Genomic DNA, 17723 nt, shown 5'->3' with positions numbered 1-17723 from the left:
CCGCCGCAGGTCGTATCACGCGGAACTTCAGAAGATTTCCGGTGTGCCATGGCTGGCTTGCCCAGCCGTGCAGGCGACGAGGACACGTATTCCATAGAGACATCTGCTGACGGATGGCAAATAAGCGACTGATCGTCGGTTCGCGGGTTCAGCACGGCTGGACAAGCCAGCCGTGGCACACAGGTCCTCCGCTAGCGACACTTCCGGGGGTTCGGACGACCCGGGACGCGGCTAGACTGCCGAGTACTTTTCCGCCCGCGTTCTCCCGCCTGCTGCCTCGTCATGACCAATCGCCTCGCCGGGGAATCGAGCCCCTACCTGCTTCAGCACCAGCACAACCCGGTCGACTGGTTCCCGTGGGGCGAAGAGGCTCTCGAAAAGGCACGCCGGGAGGAGAAGCCGATCTTTCTGTCGATCGGATACGCCGCCTGTCACTGGTGTCATGTGATGGAGCGGGAGAGCTTCGAGAACGAAGCGATCGCCGAGGCGCTCAACCGGGACTTCGTCTCGATCAAGGTCGATCGCGAGGAGCGACCCGATCTCGACCACGTCTACATGGCGGCGGTCCAGGCCATCACGCAGCAGGGAGGCGGCTGGCCCCTCTCGGCCTTCCTGGCGCCCGACGGCAAGCCGTTCTTCGGCGGAACGTACTGGCCGCCCGAGCCTCGCTTCGGACGCCCCGGCTTTCCGCAGGTCGTCGCCCGCATCGCCGACCTCTGGAAGAATGACCGGGCGACGCTGCTCGACCAGGGCGAACGGGTCACGGAGTACCTGAATCGCCCCCCCGCGGGCGACAGTAAATCGCAGTGGGAGATTCGCTTCGCCGAGGATGCGCTCGCGCACATGGCCGAGTCGTTCGATCCCGAGCATGGCGGGTTCGGCAGCGCGCCGAAGTTCCCCCATTCGATGGAACTCGATCTGGCGCTGCTCGCCTGGCATGCGGGGCAGCAGACCGCTTCGCCGGAGCAGAAAGCCGCGGACGACGCTTACGGCCGACTCAAGACGATCGTGGAGAAATCGCTGCGGTCGATGGCCGAGGGGGGCATCTTCGATCACGTCGGCGGCGGCTTCGCACGCTACTCCGTCGATCAGGAGTGGCTCGTCCCGCACTTCGAAAAGATGCTCTACGACAACGCGCTTCTCGCGAAGTCGTACGCACGGGCGTGGCAGGCGCTGGAGGTTCCCCACTTCCGCGAAACGGCGGCGAAGACGCTCGACTTTCTGCTACGCGAGATGACGCACGAGGAGGGGGGCTTCTACAGTTCGTTCGACGCCGATTCGGAAGGCGAGGAAGGAAAGTTCTACGTCTGGAACAAGGCGGAGATTCAGGAGGTCGTCGAGCCCGATGTCTTCGAGCCGTTCTGCGCCCGGTACGGCGTGACCGACCGCGGGAACTTCGAAGGCAAGACGATTCTGCACGAGCGCCGTCCGCTGGAAGAGGTCGCGGCGGAGTTCGGCTTCGAGCCGTCGGTTCTAAGGGCCCGCTTCGCCGGAGCGCTGGGGCGGCTCTACGCGAAGCGGGCGGAACGCGTTCGACCCGGAACGGACGACAAGGTTCTCGCGAACTGGAACGGCATGGCGCTCGAAGCGCTGGCCGTCGGATACGCCGCGTTCGGCGACGAACGCTATCGCCAGGCAGCGGAAAGAAACGCCCGGTTTCTGCTGACGCAGATGCGGTCGAGCGACGGCGGACTGCTGCACGCCTGGCGGAACGGCGCCGCGAAGGTTGCTGCCTTCGTCGACGATTACGCCTGCGTCGCCTGCGGACTGGTGGCCCTGTACCAAGCGACCTGGGACCGTCAGCATCTGACGAGCGCCGTGGAACTGGTTGATCGCATGCTCGCGGACTTCGAGGACGCAGAGCAGGGGGGCTTCTTCTACGCTCCGAAGTCAGGCGAGCGGATGATCGCGCAGACGAAAGACTTCTTCGACGGCAGCACGCCGAGCGGGAACTCTGCCGCGGCGCAGGCGCTCGTCGCGCTGGGGCGTCTGCTAGGACGCGACGAATACCTGGAAGCCGCCCGTCGCGCGATCGATGCCGGAGCGCCGACGATGCGAAGGGCGCCGCAGGCGACGACGAACCTCATGCTGGCGGCCTTGGCGCTCGAAAAGGGCGAGGAATGGCGTCTGGCCGCGGACGCCGATTCGGTCGACGCGCAGGAATTCCGCGTCCTCTGGAACCGCCGCTATCCCGGGACGGCGTTCATCGCCTCGCTGCCGGAGCACGACGAACTGGTCGACGCCTCGATCCGCGATTTTCTCGTCAGGAAACAGGATCAGCCGACGCTCTATCGCTGCCGCGGGCGTTCGTGCGAACTTCCCGTCGTCGGCTGGGACGCGATCCGCGCGACGCTGGAGGAATAGGGCTACGGTCGATTCGCCGAATCGATCAGCGTCGTCTGACCTTCGTAGCGCTTACCGGCGTCCCAAACCGTGAGGAGCACCTTGTCGCCAGGCCGGCGCTGTTCGAGCAGCGCCTGAAGATCCCGTGGAGAGGAGACGGGACGACCCTCGAACGAGAGGAGGATCATATCGGCTTCGACACCCAATGCAGCGGCGGGACCGCCCGGGATGACGCTGGTCACCAGCGCGCCCTGAACGCCGGTCGCACCGAGGCGTTGCACATCGGAGGCGAGCAACTCCGTGACGAGCAACCCTAAGTAGGCCCGCGAGCCAGTCGCCGGAATACCGCCGCCGCCGCCGACCGTTCCGGTTCCCGAAGCCTGAAGCAGCGAACGGAGAATGGTCTTGGATTCAGTGACGGGATACGCGAACGAGGCCGCGCTGCCGCGGGGCGTCATCGTCGGCGACAGGTTGAATCCGACGACTTCGCCGGCCAGGTTCAGCAGCGGTCCGCCTGCCTGGGACCAGTCGGTATCGGCGTCATGCTGCAAGGCGTAGACGCCGCCGAGATCGGGGCTGCGCGCGGACTTCGTTCCGATGACGCCTGCCGAAAAGGTCGCGACGTCGCCCGTGCCGCCGCCGACGGCGAGAACCCAGTCGCCGCGCTGCAGCGTCTGCGAGTTGCCGAACGGTGCGAAGGGAAGCCGGGTCGTCGGATCGATGCGAATGACCGCCAGGTCGCTCGCGCCGTCGGACTTGAGCGAGTGGGCGTCGTAGACGCGACCGTCTGCCGTGCGGACGCGCGCCGCGGCGGCGTACTGAAGCAACCGGGCGCTGGTGACGATGTGTCCCGTTTCGGTGATGATCACGCCGGCGCCCACGCGGGGGCGATCGTCCGTTCCGACCACGCCGACCGGAACGACTCCGACCGGATCGCCGGCGTACCCGATCGTGATCGTCACCACCGTCGGCTCGACGCGCTGCATCGCCTGACGAAACGCCGCCGAGAGCGACGCGGCGTCGGCATACTGTCCGCGAGCGACCGTCGGTCCCGTCACGAAGAGCCCCAGCGCCAGCGCCGTACAGACCGCCGCCGCGCGCAGGAGGGTCCGGCGCGGAATCCGCGAGGACTCCTCGACACGACGGCTGTTTTCTCGGCGGGGGTGGCGCGTCATAGTTTCAACAGGCGGGCGGCGTCCTTGCGAAGAGCCGATCCGCGTTTTGAACCCGCCCAGGTTATCGAGCGGCGAACGCAGATTCGTCGCTACAGTCTAGTTGCCGAACGGCGCCGTTCTGAAATGCGTGTCGTCCGGCGGCGGACGAACGCCGTCGACCTGCACGGCGGCGCCGGTTGTGCCGAGCGTAACGAGGCCGCTACGATGGCCGCGGAGCGTTTCGGCGACCAGGAACGCCGGAATTCGTTCGAAAATCGCGTCGTCAGAGATCGGAAGCATGGAACGCTGGGTCGAAATCGAGTTCGATTGCCTCCCCCTTCGGTCGATCAATCGGTTCGATATCCCGATCGACGCCTCCCCCAGATACCGCAAGTTCCTGGAGGATGTCTTTGCCGCCCTCGAAAAGCACGGCAGCCTGAATTCCTATTACCTCTACCGGGCGACCTGCACGTATCGCCTGCTGAACGACCCGACGGCGGGAATGGTCCAGTTCAGCTTCGAGGGGACGCTCCTGACCGAATCGGACGATCGCGTCGGCCGGCACGCCGATTTGCGGGTCGATCTGGTCCGGGAAACGTGCGACTGGCTGACCGAACCGGTCGTCCAGTGGTTCGCCGAAACGGTCCCGCGGAGCGTCCTGACGGAGTTCAACCGCTATATCCAGGCCGGCGACCTGGCTAAGACCGAGGAGCGGCTGGCGAAGCTTAAGGAGGAGACCGACTCCTCCGAGGGCTACCTGGGGATGTACCTGTAGCGGGCTGCCGATCGTCGCCGAGAAACCGCGAAAGGTCGAAAAGGCTCTCGCTCGGTTTCCCCCTTTCAGGCGGCGGCGTAAACTTACTAGCTTGCGGATTCTGCCGGGGATCGGCATCGGCCATGCTGCGACAGGCAGCGCGCTAAGTCGGCGCGACCGTTCGCGGGTAGGAAGCGGGGCACGACGGCGATTCCGCCGCGTCCGTTCGAGAGGAATCGTTAAGGAATCGAGATGGAGAGGCGCAACGACGAATCGCAGAAGCCCAACGACCAAGGCCAGTTCCTGCGCAGTCCGCAGTTCTGGCTCGTGGCGGCTCTGCTGACGCTGATCGGCGTTTACGCCCTCGTCACCAATATCTCCACCGCCGACTCGATCAGCCTGGACTTCTTCCGGCAGCAGCTCGCCGAAGGAAACATCGCCGCGGCGGAAATCGGCACGACCGAGATCCGCGGCGAATTCCGCGTCCCGCCGAAGGCCCCGATCGTCGACGAAGAGGGGGCTCCGAAGGCGACCAAGCAGACGCTCAGCAAGAAGTTCCGCGTCACGATTTCGGGCGGAAGTCAGGTTCAGTCGGACTTCGACAAGGAATTCAAGGCGATCAACTCCCGGTTCCGGGAAGCGGGCGAGCCCGAAAAGGTCGTCGACTACGTCTTCGCGGAACCGACCGAGCATGTGCTGACCATCATCTGGATGATCGCCATCCTGTTGCCGCTCGCGTTCGTGCTCTGGATCTGGCTGCAGTACCGGCGCACGCGCAACGACATCATGGGAGGCGGATTCCTCGGCGGCTTCAGCCGCAGTCCGGCCAAGCGGTACGAGGCCTCGCGCAACGCCGTCACGTTCAAGGACGTCGCCGGTCTGGAAAGCGTGAAGGGAGACCTACAGGAGATCGTCGACTTCCTCAGGTCGCCTGAGAAGTTCCGCAAGCTAGGCGGTCGCATCCCGAAGGGCGTCCTGCTGTTCGGCCCTCCGGGAACGGGCAAGACGCTGCTGGCTCGCGCCGTGGCGGGCGAAGCGGGCGTGCCGTTCTTCTCCGTGAACGGCTCCGAATTCATTCAGATGTTCGTCGGCGTCGGCGCCAGTCGCGTCCGCGACCTGTTCCGCACCGCGCGGGAACAGAGCCCGGCGATTATCTTCATCGACGAAATCGACGCCGTCGGACGCCAGCGCGGCGCCGGCCTGGGGGGCGGTCACGACGAGCGTGAGCAGACGCTGAACCAGATCCTGAGCGAGATGGACGGCTTCGGCGGACAGGACTCCGTCATCGTGGTCGCCGCGACGAACCGGCCCGACGTGCTCGATCCGGCGCTCCTTCGGCCGGGCCGTTTCGACCGGCACGTGACGGTGGACCGTCCGAACGTGAAGGCACGCAAGCAGATTTTCAAGGTCCACGTTCGCAACGTTCCGCTGTCGGACGACGTCAACATCGGGGCTCTCGCCGCGAACAGCGCCGGCATGACGGGCGCCGACATCCGCAACGTCGTCAACGAGGCGGCCCTGTGGGCGGCTCGTCAGGACAAGAGCCAGGTCGACAGCGCCGACTTCGAACATGCGTACGACAAGGTGACGCTGGGCGCGAAGCGCGACGACCTGCTCAATCCCCGCGAGCGGAAGAAGGCGGCCTATCACGAGGCGGGTCACGCCATCGCCGGCTGGAAGCTCGCGCATGTCGATCCGATCCACAAGGCGACGATCATCGCCCGGGGACGGACCGGCGGTCGCGTGCAGTTCCGCCGCGAGGACGACCAGTCGAACATGAGCGAGGCGGAAATCACCGACTGGCTCACGATGGCCCTCGCCGGTCGGGCAGCGGAGAAGCTCGTCTTCGACGACGTCAACACCGGGGCGTCCAACGATCTGGAACGGGCCACGCAACTCGCGCGCAACATGATCACGCAGTGGGGCATGAGCGAGCGGCTCGGCCCGGTCAGCTACAAACTTTCGGAAGACGATCCGTTCCTCGGACGCGAAATGCACCAGCAGCGTCAGTTCAGCGAACACACGATGGAGCTGATCGACGAAGAGGTCTCCCGCGTTCTGAACGAATCGGCGCAGCGGGCGACCGACCTCCTCATCGAGCATCGGGCCGACTTCGAAAAGCTGGCGCAGACCCTGCTCGAACGCGAAGAGCTGACCGAGGCTCAGATCGAGGAGCTGCTCGGCCCGCCCGTTCGGAATCTTCACCGCGAGAAGAACGAGGATCCGGCGCACCTCGATCACCCGGATAACTCGTACCTCAACGTCCCGACCGGCGGCTCGCCCGATCGGTAGTCGCTAGAATCGCTCTCCCTATGGCCAAGAAGCGGGCGAGCAAGGTCCGGGCGGAGTTCCGCAAGCACCACGATTCCCGGACGCGGAAGAACGACTTCACCAGTCAGGCTTCCCAGCACGACTCGCTCGACGTCGAAACGGCGGGCGAGCGGATGTCGGGGAAGGGGGCTCTTACGCGGCGCCGAACGCTGATCGGCGCCGAAGACGCGGATGAGTCCTCCGGCGTCGCGATCCTCCGCGAGGTCGATCCGGAGAAGTGCCGCTCGGGCCGGGTGCTCAGCGTGCATGGGCTCTCCTGCCGGGTCGCCGACGACGCGGGGGTCGTGTTTCGTTGTGCGACCCGCGGCATTCTCAAGTCGATCAGCACCGACCAGCGCCACGTCATCGCCGCGGGCGATCGGGTGCAGTTTCTGCCGATCGCGGAGCGCGAGGGAGTCATCGAGCGGGTCGAGCCGCGTTCCCAGGTGCTCAGTCGCACCAGCCGCAACAAGCGGCACGTCATCGCGACCAACGTCGACCAGCTTCTGATCGTGGGGAGCGCCGCGGAGCCCTACCTCAAGCCGAACCTGATCGACCGGTTCCTCGTCTCCGCCGAAGCGTCGGGCATCCGGCCGATCATCTGCATCAACAAGATCGACCTGATCGACCCGGCGGAGCTCGTTCCGCTGGTCGGCGTCTATTCGCAGATGGGCTATCCGACGTTTCTCGTGTCGGTTCACCGCCGGATCAATCTCGACTCGCTGAGGAAGCTCTTCCGCGGCCGGCAGACCGCCGTCGCAGGTCAGTCGGGGGTCGGCAAGTCGAGCCTGCTGAACGCGATCGACGACACGCTGAAACTCCGCGTCGCCGAAGTCAGCGCCGAAAACCAGAAGGGTCGCCACACCACGACCGCCGCGTCGCTCATTCCGTTCGGCGACGGCTGGCTCGTCGATACGCCCGGCATCCGCCAGTTCCAGCTCTGGGACGTCTCGCCCGCGGAGGTGGAGGGCTACTTTCGCGACATGCGACCCTGCGTGAGCCTCTGCCGGTACCCCGACTGCACCCACATCGACGAAGAGGACTGCGCCGTAAAGGGCGCGGTCGCGGACGGACGCCTCGACCTGCGACGGTACGAGAGCTACGTCCACCTCTTCCAGGGCGACATGGTCTGAGAGGTGGACACTTCGACGGGAGCATGCCGGCCGGAAGATTTTTTTTCTGGCCCGCCTCGGACGCTTCCGAGGTGCGAGGCGGCTCCCTTCCCCCGAGCGTCGCTTTCCCCGCGTGAGCGGCGCAACCGCTGACGGCGCGAGAGAGTTAGCGGCACGCTCCTTCAGGGCCACGCCGCCGGAACCGAACCGTTCTCGCCTGGTCGGTCCCTGCCTCTTTGCGATTCGTCGCCTCGCTTCGCGTCGCCGGAGAGAGCTTTCGCGCGTATCGTTTGATAGAACTGAACGAGATCCGCGCCGACGTCTGCCTCGCCGCAAAGGGATTGGACGATGGTCGAAACCGCTTCCGCCTACGACGAGTTCGAGGAACCGCTCTCGTTCGAGTCGGGTCTCGATACGCTTCTGCTCGGCGCCCACCGCGAAACGAGCAAGGGACTCGGCTTTCATTCGAAGGCCGCCGGCCGCACCGAGAGCCGGGCCGCGATGTACGACGGCGACGCCCATCTCTGCACCGTCGCGCCGACGCGCTCGGGCAAAGGGGTCGGCGTCATCGCGCCCAATCTGCTCACTTATCGCGGCCCCGTCGTCGTGTTCGATCCCAAGGGAGAGAACTACGAAATCACCGCCCGACGGCGTCGCGAGATGGGGCACCAGGTCGTCCGGCTCGACCCGTTCGAAGTCTGCGGCGAAGGGGGCGATTCGTTCAACCCGCTCGAACTGTTCGACCTCAAGGGGATCGACGTCGAGTGCGATTCCCAGTCGATCGCTTCGCTGCTCTCCCGCGGCATCACGGGATCGAAGGAGCCGTTCTGGGACATCAACGGCAGCGGACTCTCCGGCGGGTTGATCGCCTGCGCGCTGACGCAGGGGGACGAAAGCAAGAAGAACCTGAACTACGTCGTCGACGCGCTGACGAGGGACGACGTGGTCTACAACCTGGCCGTGGTGCTCGACACGGTCGGCAAGGAGATCAGCCGGTACGCCCATCGCGAGATCGCCAGCATGCTCCAGATGCCGGACATCACGCGCGGCGGCGTCCTGGCGACGGCGCAGACCTACTTCAAGCCCTTCATGTCCGACCTGATCGGACGGACGCTGAACAAGTCGAGCTTCTCGCTGCAGGATTTCGTCGACGGCAAGCCGATCTCCATTTATCTGGTCCTTCCGCCCAGCCGCCTGCACAGCCATCGCGGGCTGCTGAAGCTCTGGATGGGAACGCTGCTCGCCGCGCTCTTGACGCGGAAGCGGATCCCTCGCCTGCGCACGCTGTTCCTGATCGACGAGGCGGCGCAGCTCGAAAGCTTCCCGCTGCTCGAACCGATGATCACGCTCGCCGCGGGCTACGGCGTCTGGGTTCACACGTTCTGGCAGGACCTGTCGCAGCTCAAGACCTGCTATCCCGAATCGTGGAAGACGATCCTCAACAACTGCGGCGTGATCCAGACGTTCGGCATCTACAACCGCGACATGGCCGTGCAGTGGGGCGAGTACTTCGACGCCGGCCCGGCGGAACTCCGCGCCCTGACGCCGGACGAACAGATCCTCGCCATTCACGGACGGGGCGAACTCCGCTGCCGGCGGCTGAACTATCTCACCGATCGCCGCTTCGCCGGCATGTTCGACAAGAACAGCTTCTACGCCAATCGCCCCCACCCGCAGGCGCCGCAGCCGATGGGGAAGTGAGCGAAGCGGCGCTTTCGCCTCGCGACGTTTGACCCCGCCGCCGCGGATGACGAGAATGCGGAGCCGCCCCCGGCGCCTCCGTCCTCGTCTTGCGACGCGATTATGCCCTTCGCTCTGCGCGTTTCCGCTCTCTCGTCGCCCTCCTTCGCGGCGTTCGCCTGCCTTGCCGCGATCGCCTGCCTGACGTTCGCCGTCGCTTCGCCCCTCGCGGCTGCCGACCGGCCGAACATTCTCTGGCTCACCAGCGAGGACAACGGTCCGCACCTTGGCGCGTACGGCGACGAATACGCGACGACGCCCAATCTCGACTCGCTCGCCGCGCGGGGATCGCTCTATCTCGCCTGCTGGTCGAACGCGCCGGTCTGTGCGCCGGCGCGAACGACGATCATCTCCGGCATGTATCCCCCCTCGACCGGCGCCGAGCATATGCGGAGCCAGGTCAGCCTGCCGGAAGGATTTCATGCCTATCCGACGCTGCTGCGCGAGGCAGGGTACTACTGCACGAACAACAGCAAGACGGATTACAACCTCGACCTCGGCAAGATCTGGGACGAAGCCAGCAATAAGGCTCACTGGAAGAATCGCCCGGCGGACTCGCCCTTCTTCGCGGTCTTCAACGTCACGACGACGCACGAAAGCCAGATCCGCATGCGCCCCCACAAGGCGGTGCACGATCCGGCCGGCGTCCGCGTTCCGGCCTACCATCCCGACGTGCCCGAGGTTCGCCAGGACTGGGCGCAGTATTACGACAAGATCAGCGACATGGACGCCGAGATGGGACGGCGTCTGGCCGAACTGGAAGAGGCGGGCCTCGCCGACGACACGATCGTCTTCTACTACGGCGATCACGGGCCGGGCCTGCCGCGGAACAAGCGTTCGCCGCTCGATTCGGGCCTGCGCGTGCCGCTGATCGTGCATGTGCCGGAGAAGTTCCGCGACCTCGCGCCGGCCGACTGGCAGATCGGCGGCAAGCGCAAGGAACTGGTCGCCTTCGTCGATCTGGCGCCGACGGTCCTGTCGCTCGCCGGAGCGGAGATCCCGCGGTACATGCAGGGCCGCGCATTCCTCGGAACGGAGATCGCGCCGCCGTCGGATTACCTGTTCGGTTTCCGCGGTCGCATGGACGAGCGGTACGACCTCGCGCGGTCGCTGCGGAACGATCGGTACGTCTACGTGCGGAACTTCATGCCCCATCTCCCCTGGGGGCAACATAACGAATACATGTTCATCACCCCCACGACGCAGGTCTGGCATCGCCTGCACGAGGAGGGCAAGCTCACGCCGGAGCAGGACTTGTTCTGGCAGCCGAAGCAGACGGAGGAGCTTTACGACCTGCACGCCGATCCGGACGAAGTCCGTAACCTCGCCGGCTCGCCTGCCCATCAGGAGATCCTGGAGCGGATGCGTTCGGCGCTGTTCGACAAGCTGCTCGCCATGCGGGACGTCGGCTTCCTGCCCGAGCAGGAGATGCTCGATCGGTCGAAGGGCAGCACGCCCTACCAGATGGGACACGATCGGGCGAAGTATCCGCTGGAACGTATCCTGCCGATCGCCGATCTCGCCTCGCAGCGCGATCCGAAGCAGATCCCCGCCCTTCGCAAGGCGCTGCACGACGAAGACTCGGGCGTGCGATACTGGGGCACGATGGGGCTGCTGATGCTGGAAGCGTCCGGCGTCGTCGAATCGGAAAGCGAGCTCCTCGAACGGCTCGGGGACGAGAGCCTTCCGGTCCGCGTGCCGGCGGCGGAAGCGCTGATTCGTTACGGCTCCGCGCAGGCTCGCGACGCCGGTCTGGCCGCCCTCGTCGAAGTCGCAGGGCAGGGGGCGACGGCCTACTACGCGACGGTCCTCGCGCTCGACGCGATCGACCGCCTCGGCCCGCTCGCGTCGCCGATCGTCGAGGACGTCCTCGCGATCGAGCAGCCCGCGAACCCTCCCCCCCGCAGCGGCGAGTACGTGGCGCGTCTGCTGGCGAAACTGCGAGGGAACTGATCGTTCAACGATCTTGATCTGCCTTGTTCGGCTCCTCGGGGTGGCACTCAACGCCGTGCGGAAGAGGGCTCGGGGCGGGTCGGTAAGGCATTGCTCTAGGAAGAGTTGGGGCCTCCGGTCATCATCGGTTCCGCTTAAAGTTCCGATCCGATCGAGAGGCCCCAACATGATTGCATCGTATCCCGAGCGACTGGCCGCGGCGATGCGCGAGGTCCTGCCTGTGCGGCTTTTTCGTCCCTGATCGTCCATGGCGGCTCGGTCTGGACGCCGCATCGTCTGGTCTGGTCGGGCCTGTTCATGGCCTGGGCCGAGCCGAAGGAAGCGGTCGAGCGCTTTCGCGTCGTCGAAACGTTTCTGCGCACGATCCGTCCCGCCTGGCGAAAGGCGAACTCGTACAACGCCTGGATGGACGCCCTGGCTCGTGAAAGGGAGCGTCTCGTGCCTCGCGTCGTCGCCCGCTTGCGCGAGGTCATGCTCGGGATTTCGGACGAAGCAGGCGCTTCGCGAGCCGGTCGTCGGCAGAAACGCTGGGAGCCTTTCGCGGTCGACGGCAGTCGACTCGCCTGTCCTCGCACGCCGGCCAACCAGCGGGCGCTGGGCGACGTCGGAAAGCCCGACGGCATGCCGCAGATGTCGCTGACGGTTCTTTATCATCTGCGGCTGGGACTTCCCTGGGCGTTTCGCACGGGACCGGGGACGGCGGGCGAACGGACGCATCTGCTCGACATGGTCGACGAACTCCCCGGCGATGCGCTCGTCGTCGCCGACGCCGGCTTCGTCGGCTACGACCTCTGCGCCGCGCTGCTGGCGAAGGGACGCCATTTCCTGATGCGGGTCGGCGGCAACGTGCGACTGATCGACGGCCTGCGTTATCCGGGCGACGTTCCCGGTCGCACGGTCTATCTCTGGCCTGCCGACAAGCAGGACGCCGGCCTGCCGCCGATCGAGTTGCGTCTGATCGTCGTTCGGAAGCCGGGCAAGCTTCCGATTTATCTCGTGACGAGCGTGCCGGACGACGACCGGGTGTCGGACGCCGAGGCCGAAGCGTTCTACGACCGGCGCTGGGGCGTGGAGGTCTTCTATCGCACGACGAAGCAGACGCTCGAGCGTCGCACGCTGCGCAGCCGCACGCCGTCGCGATGCGAACTGGAACTGACGTGGTGCGTGCTGGGGGTCTGGCTGCTGGGGCTGATGGCGGCCCGCGATCTGTCCGCTGCCGGCGACGATCCCGCGGAAGTCTCTTACGCCGCGGCGATGCAGGTCGTGCGACGCACGTTTCGGGCAGGCTCGCCGCCGAGGAAGCACAAGGCCGCTCCGCCTCGAAGAGCCTGTCGCGATCGCCGAAGCTGCGCGGGCGTCTTCGCCGACTGCAAGAAGGACCGGTACGTCCGGCTGCGCCCGAAAGCGACGCGACCCTACCCGCGAAAGAAACGTCACCGCCCTCCTCAGCCGCCTGGAATCCAGCCGCCCAGCGCGAGACAACTTCAACTGGCCACGCGACTAAAGCCGCTCCGCCTACTCATCTGACGCACGGCGTTGGGTGGCACTGGCTCTGCCAGTGTCGGAGTGGGAGAGAGTCGACTTGGCGCTATTCAAGGTGAAGCGCTTGCAGAGCCAGTGCCACCCGAAGGAGAAGAGGAGGCGTGCGACTTGGAAGCCGCACCTTCCATCGCGAAACTCTTCTATTTCTCGCGAACCGTCCTGCCGACCGACTGTCCATGTGGCGTCGGCGTCGCGGGCCAGCGGCGTGCGTCGCTCGCGAAAGCGATCGAAGGACGCACGTTCCGGACATGGGTTCTGACGAAGCGGCGTCGACGCTCGGTTAGCTCAGAGGTAGAGCTCCAGACCGATAATCTGGCTGTCACGGGTTCGACTCCCGTACCGACTCGCCGCCGTCCCGATGAGGGCGATGGCTCCCCGACGCTGAAAACGTCGACCCTGAGGCCTGACGGAGACGAACGACGCAAGATCCGCCGACCTGTCCCCCTTCGCAAGCGTTTCGGCGCCAGTGAAGCCAGGGGCGGAACCGGCAACGCGAACGAACGCCCTGCAGCGAGCCAGCGATCGACGCCGCGACTCGTCGAAGGTCCATCGCCGTAGCGAACGATCCTCGCTGGCCCAGCGCCGGCGTCGAACGTTTCGCGGAAGCGAACGGACCTCGACGAAGCGGGCGAAGATCCTGCTCGCTCCGCGATCCGCTCGCGCGATCGAACGACCGTTCGTCTTCGGAAGGCTCACGTAGAAATCGCATCGCGTCTCCTGCCGAACGACTCGGCAGCGAGATCCTAGCGACGCCTGAGATTGAAACTCCTGTATGCCATCGTCCGACGAACCGGGTTGCGGCCATTCGCCCCTCATCGGCATCGTCGGGCTCGACCCGTGCGTCATGCCGCATCCGCTCTCATCGCGGAACGGCGACGAGCGGAGCTACTTCACCGACCGGTCGTCGCACTCCGCGGCGGCCGGATCGGCTTCTTCCCGTTCGCCCCCTCGAGAAAGGAGGGAGGCCCTGATGTTCCTGCACCGTATCCACATCCGCGAGTTCGAGCTCGGCCTGAAGTTCCGGGACGACCAGTTCGTCGGCCTAATCGAACCGGGCATCCGCTGGATCTTCGATCCCCGAGGTCGCACGCGCATCGAGCTCGCCAACCTGCGCGCGACGCAGTTCGTGCACCCGCGGCTGGACGAGATCGTGAAGAGCGGCGCCCTGAAGGGTCGCGCGACGGTCGTCGACCTCAAGGACCGCCAGCGGGCGCTCGTCTGGATCGACGGTCGCTTCCACGCGGCTCTGACCCCGGGCCTGTACGTCTACTGGACCGGTCGGCACGACGTCCGCGTCGAAACGTTCGACGCTTCGGTCGCGCGACTGGAGCATCCGGAACTGAAGGCGATCGTAAAGGCGCCGACGGCCCGGCCCGCGCTGGACGTCTGCACGGTCGAGCGCGATCGGGCGGGCGTGCTCTTCCTGGACGGTCGCTTCCTAGAGACCCTTCCCCCGGGGCAGTACGCCTTCTGGAAGGGCGCGGAGGATGCGCGCGTCGTGGAGGTCGATCTTCGCGAAACGACGGTCGAGATCCTGGGTCAGGAGATCATGACCGCCGACAAGGTGACGCTCCGGCTGAACGCCCTGGCGACGTACCGCATCGTCGATCCCCGTAAGGCGGTCAGCGAGTCGGACGACGTTCGTCAGGCGATCTACCGCGAGGCGCAGCTCGCTCTTCGTGCGGCGATCGGCGCGCGGGAACTCGATGCCGTACTGGCGGACAAGGAGTCCGTCTCGGTCGAGGCCTTCGCGGCGCTGCAGGAGCGTGCGGCGCGGCTGGGTCTCGCCGTGACGACCGTCGGGGTGCGCGATCTGATCCTGCCGGGCGACATGAAGGAGCTGATGAACAAGGTCATGGAGGCCCGCAAGGCCGCCGAGGCCAACCTCATCGTCCGCCGGGAAGAGACCGCCGCCATCCGCAGCCAGGCCAACACGGCCAAGCTGCTGGCGGACAACCCGGGCCTGATGCGGATGCGGGAACTGGAGGTCCTCGAGCGCATCGCGACGAGCGGCAAGCTCCAGATCGTCGCCGGCGAGAAGGGTCTCGCCGACCGGATCATGAACCTGATCTGACCCTAATAGAAACGCCTCGGCTGCGAGCGATCGCGGCCGAGGCGTTTTCGTTTTCTGGCGCTTCGGGATCAGTCGCCGGTCGCCGTCAGGAACGAGTCTCCCTCATCCCCGCCCTCGCTTCGGCTGCCGCGAGGCACTTCTCGCAGTACCACGGCGCCGGCGCGATCACTGGCTGGGGGCTCCGCTTGCGGCACTTGGCGCACAGGTAGCGCTTGCCTCGAACGGCGGTTCGAGGACGCAGACGTCTTCCGGACGTATCGCTTTTCTCGCCCATGGTTCGATTCCGAGTCGCTTACGTCTTCTCGCCCGGCAGGCAGAGGAGCTTCGAGTCCGTGCGGAAAAAGATGTTGCCGTTTGCGACCGCGGGCGTCGCACGGGAGGGTTGTCCCAGCGACGTCTTGCCGAGCAGTTCGAACTGGCGCCCGGCCTTCAGGACCAGCGCCTCGCCCGAGTCGTTCGCCATCAGGATCCGGTCGCCGATCAGAAGGGGCGAGCCGGAGAACTCTCCGCCGATCCGCTCCTGCCAGACGATCTCGCCCGTGGCCAGCTCCATCGCGCTGACGATCCCCTTGTCGTTGAAGAGATACATCAGCTCGTCGTCGGCGACGCTGGTCGGGACGTACGGCACAAGACCCTTCACGCGGTAGGCTTCTTCCGGCGAGTCGCCCGGCTTGATCGCGACCAGGTAGTTGCCGCCCCCGCCCGAACCGGTCGAGCCGAACAGCATCCCGCCCGCCGCGATGGGGGAGGAGACCGTCCTTTGCTCGAAGACGTCCAGATTCCACGACATTTCGCCCGTCTTCGGATCGACGGCGAACATCCCTTCCGACGTGCTCGTGCAGACCAGTTCCTTCTTGCCGCCCGCGTTCGTAACCACGCAGGGGACGCTGTAGGAGAGCTTGCTGCTCTCGCAGGGAAGGCGCCACAGCTCGGTCCCCTTCGCCGCGTCGAAAGCGAACAGAAAGCTCTTCCCCGGTTCGACGCCCGCGGGAAGCTGCTCACCCTCCTGGTTAGCGTTGAGGTAGACGACGCCGTCGTAGACCGCGGGGCTGGTGGCGAAGCCATGCTGGCTGACCCAGGGGCCGAGCGACTTCTCCCAGACCGGCTCGCCCGAGTGATCGAGCGCGATCAGCGTCGTCTCGTCGTCGCTCGACCAGGCGAAGTAGACCCGCTCCGCGTCGCAGGCCGGCGTGCAGGAGGCGAACGTATTGCGATTGTGGAGATGGTGCGGTCGCGACGCGTAGCTCTTCCGCCAGAGTTCCTTGCCGCTGTCGGCGTCGAAGCAGAGCAGGTACCGCGTGGCGTCGTCGGGGTTCGCCGACATCACGAACAGCGCCTTGCCCCACAACGTCGGCGACGAATTGCCGATCCCCGGCAGATCCGCCGTCCAGGCATAGTCTCCCGCGGCCCACTTCGCCGGAACGGTCACGCCCTCCGCGCGTCCCTGGCCGTTCGGTCCATGAAACCGGGTCCACTCCTGCCCCACGGCGACGGAGCAGAGACCGCAGGCAAGCAGCAGCGCGAAGAAGAGACGCATCGAGGCGGGCTTTCGGAGAAGCGGCGAACAGGCAGGCGGACAGACGCAACCGGACAACAGGATTCTGCCCCGCCGAGCGAGGCAATGCAACGTGCGGAATGCGGGCTGCCTTGTTCCTTTGAAGCGCCGTACCTGCGACCGCTTCAAAAAAGCTGCAGCGTCGCGTCGGCGCCGGGCTCGAAACCGGCGGCGCGGAGGCGTTCGGCGACGAGGGCGATCGCTTCGCGCATCATGGCGGGGTCGATCGCGTCGCCTTCCTCGTCGACGATCGTTCCGCCCAGGCGCTCTCCGCAGTATTCCGCGGCGCGGAGCATGGCGTCGAACGTCTCGACGGGCCGGGCGTTGCGGGGGACGGAGTAGACGAACAGGAGATCGTCGAACGCGACTCCGCCGGCGGCGATATCCTCGGGCAGAAAGTAGCCGGGCGGCGTGGACGATTCCACGCTGAAGAACGAATCGTCGCCGACGCCGGAAGGGTTCGGCCATTGGAAGCAGTCCATGTCTCCCCACTCCAGGCCCAGGCAGAGCATGGCGTCCCAGATGCGCTTCGCGTCGAACGGCTCGCCCGCGGGCGCTTCGAGCCGGAGCACGGCGATCATGTCCAGTTCGCCGAGGATCTCCACGAGCAGCCTCGATCGGTCCGCTGCGTCTTCGGGCGGACGATCGGCCGACACCGTCGCCTGGCCCAGCGCCTGCATCCCTTCGGCCAGCGCGGCGAGACGTTCCTCGTAGATTCGCCCGTCAGGGAGCGAGGCCTCCGCATCGACGACGTCGAGATAGTCGAACGCGAATTTCAGGCGATCGACCGCCGTCGGTCCTTCCGCCGAGATGAGATACGTCCAGCGCCCCGTGTCGACGTCGCGACCGAAGATGACGAAGCGTCCGAGTCGCTTGTACCGATCCTGATAAAAGATCGCGGAAACCTTTTGCGGATCGAGCGCCGGGTCGCCGGCGACTCGCGCATCGACGATCCACGAGACGGAGGGATCGGGCAGATAGTCGCGATCCTCGTCGTCGACCGGGACGATCGAGGGGAGGTCGATCGATCCCAACACGTGGAGGGCGTCCTCCGAGGGGGTCGTCGGAAGAAGGGCCGCGCGCTCTCGACTCATCGACGCGGGGATCAGTTCCAGACCGTCCGCTCCGAAGTACGCGAGATCGTCGTCGCCTTCCTCGGCTGAATCGTCCGTCATATCGGTTCCTC

General features: G+C 66.0%; 12 protein-coding genes and 1 tRNA gene. 9 read left to right on the top strand and 4 right to left on the bottom strand.

From position 1 onward, the window contains the following. The first annotated feature begins 282 nt into the window (after window positions 1-282). Window positions 283-2364, top strand: coding sequence for a thioredoxin domain-containing protein (locus SH602x_RS03815; protein WP_479475544.1), 2082 nt, complete (start codon window positions 283-285; stop codon window positions 2362-2364). Window positions 2365-2366: 2 nt separating this feature from the next. On the opposite strand, the gene SH602x_RS03810 is transcribed toward SH602x_RS03815, so the two are convergent. Together SH602x_RS03810 and SH602x_RS03805 are read right to left on the bottom strand one after the other, a co-directional pair. Then, window positions 2367-3518, bottom strand: coding sequence for a S1C family serine protease (locus tag SH602x_RS03810; RefSeq protein WP_479475543.1), 1152 nt, complete (start codon window positions 3516-3518; stop codon window positions 2367-2369). A 96-nt stretch (window positions 3519-3614) separates the two neighbouring features. Then, the gene (locus SH602x_RS03805; RefSeq protein ID WP_479475542.1) at window positions 3615-3797 is read right to left on the bottom strand and encodes a hypothetical protein; all 183 of its coding nucleotides are present in this window, start codon (window positions 3795-3797) and stop codon (window positions 3615-3617) included. On the opposite strand from SH602x_RS03805, the gene SH602x_RS03800 reads away from it, so the two are divergent. The 8 genes from SH602x_RS03800 to SH602x_RS03765 all read left to right on the top strand — a co-directional run bounded on the left by SH602x_RS03800 (window position 3796) and on the right by SH602x_RS03765 (window position 14982). After that, entirely contained in the window at window positions 3796-4272 is a 477-nt protein-coding gene (locus SH602x_RS03800) for a hypothetical protein (protein WP_479475541.1), read from the top strand. The two genes, SH602x_RS03805 and SH602x_RS03800, sit on opposite strands and share 2 nt — an antisense overlap. A 231-nt stretch (window positions 4273-4503) precedes the next feature. Continuing rightward, window positions 4504-6543, top strand: a complete 2040-nt coding sequence (ftsH, locus tag SH602x_RS03795) for an ATP-dependent zinc metalloprotease FtsH (protein ID WP_479469796.1) — start codon at window positions 4504-4506, stop codon at window positions 6541-6543. A 20-nt stretch (window positions 6544-6563) separates the two neighbouring features. Continuing rightward, window positions 6564-7694, top strand: coding sequence for a ribosome small subunit-dependent GTPase A (gene rsgA / locus SH602x_RS03790; protein WP_479475540.1), 1131 nt, complete (start codon window positions 6564-6566; stop codon window positions 7692-7694). 327 nt (window positions 7695-8021) lie between these two features. Beyond that, window positions 8022-9374: a type IV secretory system conjugative DNA transfer family protein gene (locus SH602x_RS03785; protein WP_479469798.1), complete on the top strand. Its 1353-nt coding sequence runs from the start codon at window positions 8022-8024 to the stop codon at window positions 9372-9374. Window positions 9375-9476: 102 nt separating this feature from the next. Then, window positions 9477-11366, top strand: a complete 1890-nt coding sequence (locus tag SH602x_RS03780) for a sulfatase-like hydrolase/transferase (protein ID WP_479475539.1) — start codon at window positions 9477-9479, stop codon at window positions 11364-11366. Window positions 11367-11663: 297 nt separating this feature from the next. Beyond that, complete coding sequence (locus SH602x_RS03775) at window positions 11664-12893, top strand: IS4 family transposase (protein WP_479475538.1); 1230 nt, start codon at window positions 11664-11666, stop codon at window positions 12891-12893. Between the two features lie 288 nt (window positions 12894-13181). After that, window positions 13182-13254, top strand: a tRNA-Ile gene (locus SH602x_RS03770). A 624-nt stretch (window positions 13255-13878) separates the two neighbouring features. Then, window positions 13879-14982 carry a slipin family protein gene (locus tag SH602x_RS03765; RefSeq protein WP_479475537.1) on the top strand — a complete coding sequence of 368 codons (1104 nt, stop codon included), beginning with the start codon at window positions 13879-13881 and terminating at the stop codon, window positions 14980-14982. A 292-nt stretch (window positions 14983-15274) separates the two neighbouring features. Here the strand turns inward: SH602x_RS03765 and SH602x_RS03760 are convergent, their stop codons facing one another. Together SH602x_RS03760 and SH602x_RS03755 are read right to left on the bottom strand one after the other, a co-directional pair. After that, window positions 15275-16519, bottom strand: a complete 1245-nt coding sequence (locus SH602x_RS03760) for a PQQ-binding-like beta-propeller repeat protein (RefSeq protein ID WP_479475536.1) — start codon at window positions 16517-16519, stop codon at window positions 15275-15277. A gap of 143 nt (window positions 16520-16662) precedes the next feature. Beyond that, a complete protein-coding gene (locus SH602x_RS03755) occupies window positions 16663-17712 on the bottom strand; it encodes a cell division protein ZipA C-terminal FtsZ-binding domain-containing protein (protein WP_479475535.1) in 1050 nt (349 codons plus the stop codon). Window positions 17713-17723 lie beyond the last annotated feature (11 nt).

This window comes from Lignipirellula cremea, assembly GCF_056501455.1.
This window is presented reverse-complemented; position numbering and strand designations above follow the sequence as displayed.

What these genes read in the sequence shown, in the direction of transcription:
- SH602x_RS03765 (WP_479475537.1), top strand. Translation starts at nt 13,879, where the DNA reads ATGTTCCTGCACCGTATCCACATCCGCGAGTTCGAGCTCGGCCTGAAG.
- SH602x_RS03780 (WP_479475539.1), top strand. Translation starts at nt 9,477, where the DNA reads ATGCCCTTCGCTCTGCGCGTTTCCGCTCTCTCGTCGCCCTCCTTCGCG.
- SH602x_RS03785 (WP_479469798.1), top strand. Translation starts at nt 8,022, where the DNA reads ATGGTCGAAACCGCTTCCGCCTACGACGAGTTCGAGGAACCGCTCTCG.
- SH602x_RS03775 (WP_479475538.1), top strand. Translation starts at nt 11,664, where the DNA reads ATGGCCTGGGCCGAGCCGAAGGAAGCGGTCGAGCGCTTTCGCGTCGTC.
- rsgA (WP_479475540.1), top strand. Translation starts at nt 6,564, where the DNA reads ATGGCCAAGAAGCGGGCGAGCAAGGTCCGGGCGGAGTTCCGCAAGCAC.
- SH602x_RS03755 (WP_479475535.1), bottom strand. Translation starts at nt 17,712, where the DNA reads ATGACGGACGATTCAGCCGAGGAAGGCGACGACGATCTCGCGTACTTC.
- SH602x_RS03760 (WP_479475536.1), bottom strand. Translation starts at nt 16,519, where the DNA reads ATGCGTCTCTTCTTCGCGCTGCTGCTTGCCTGCGGTCTCTGCTCCGTC.
- ftsH (WP_479469796.1), top strand. Translation starts at nt 4,504, where the DNA reads ATGGAGAGGCGCAACGACGAATCGCAGAAGCCCAACGACCAAGGCCAG.
- SH602x_RS03815 (WP_479475544.1), top strand. Translation starts at nt 283, where the DNA reads ATGACCAATCGCCTCGCCGGGGAATCGAGCCCCTACCTGCTTCAGCAC.
- SH602x_RS03810 (WP_479475543.1), bottom strand. Translation starts at nt 3,518, where the DNA reads ATGACGCGCCACCCCCGCCGAGAAAACAGCCGTCGTGTCGAGGAGTCC.
- SH602x_RS03805 (WP_479475542.1), bottom strand. Translation starts at nt 3,797, where the DNA reads ATGCTTCCGATCTCTGACGACGCGATTTTCGAACGAATTCCGGCGTTC.
- SH602x_RS03800 (WP_479475541.1), top strand. Translation starts at nt 3,796, where the DNA reads ATGGAACGCTGGGTCGAAATCGAGTTCGATTGCCTCCCCCTTCGGTCG.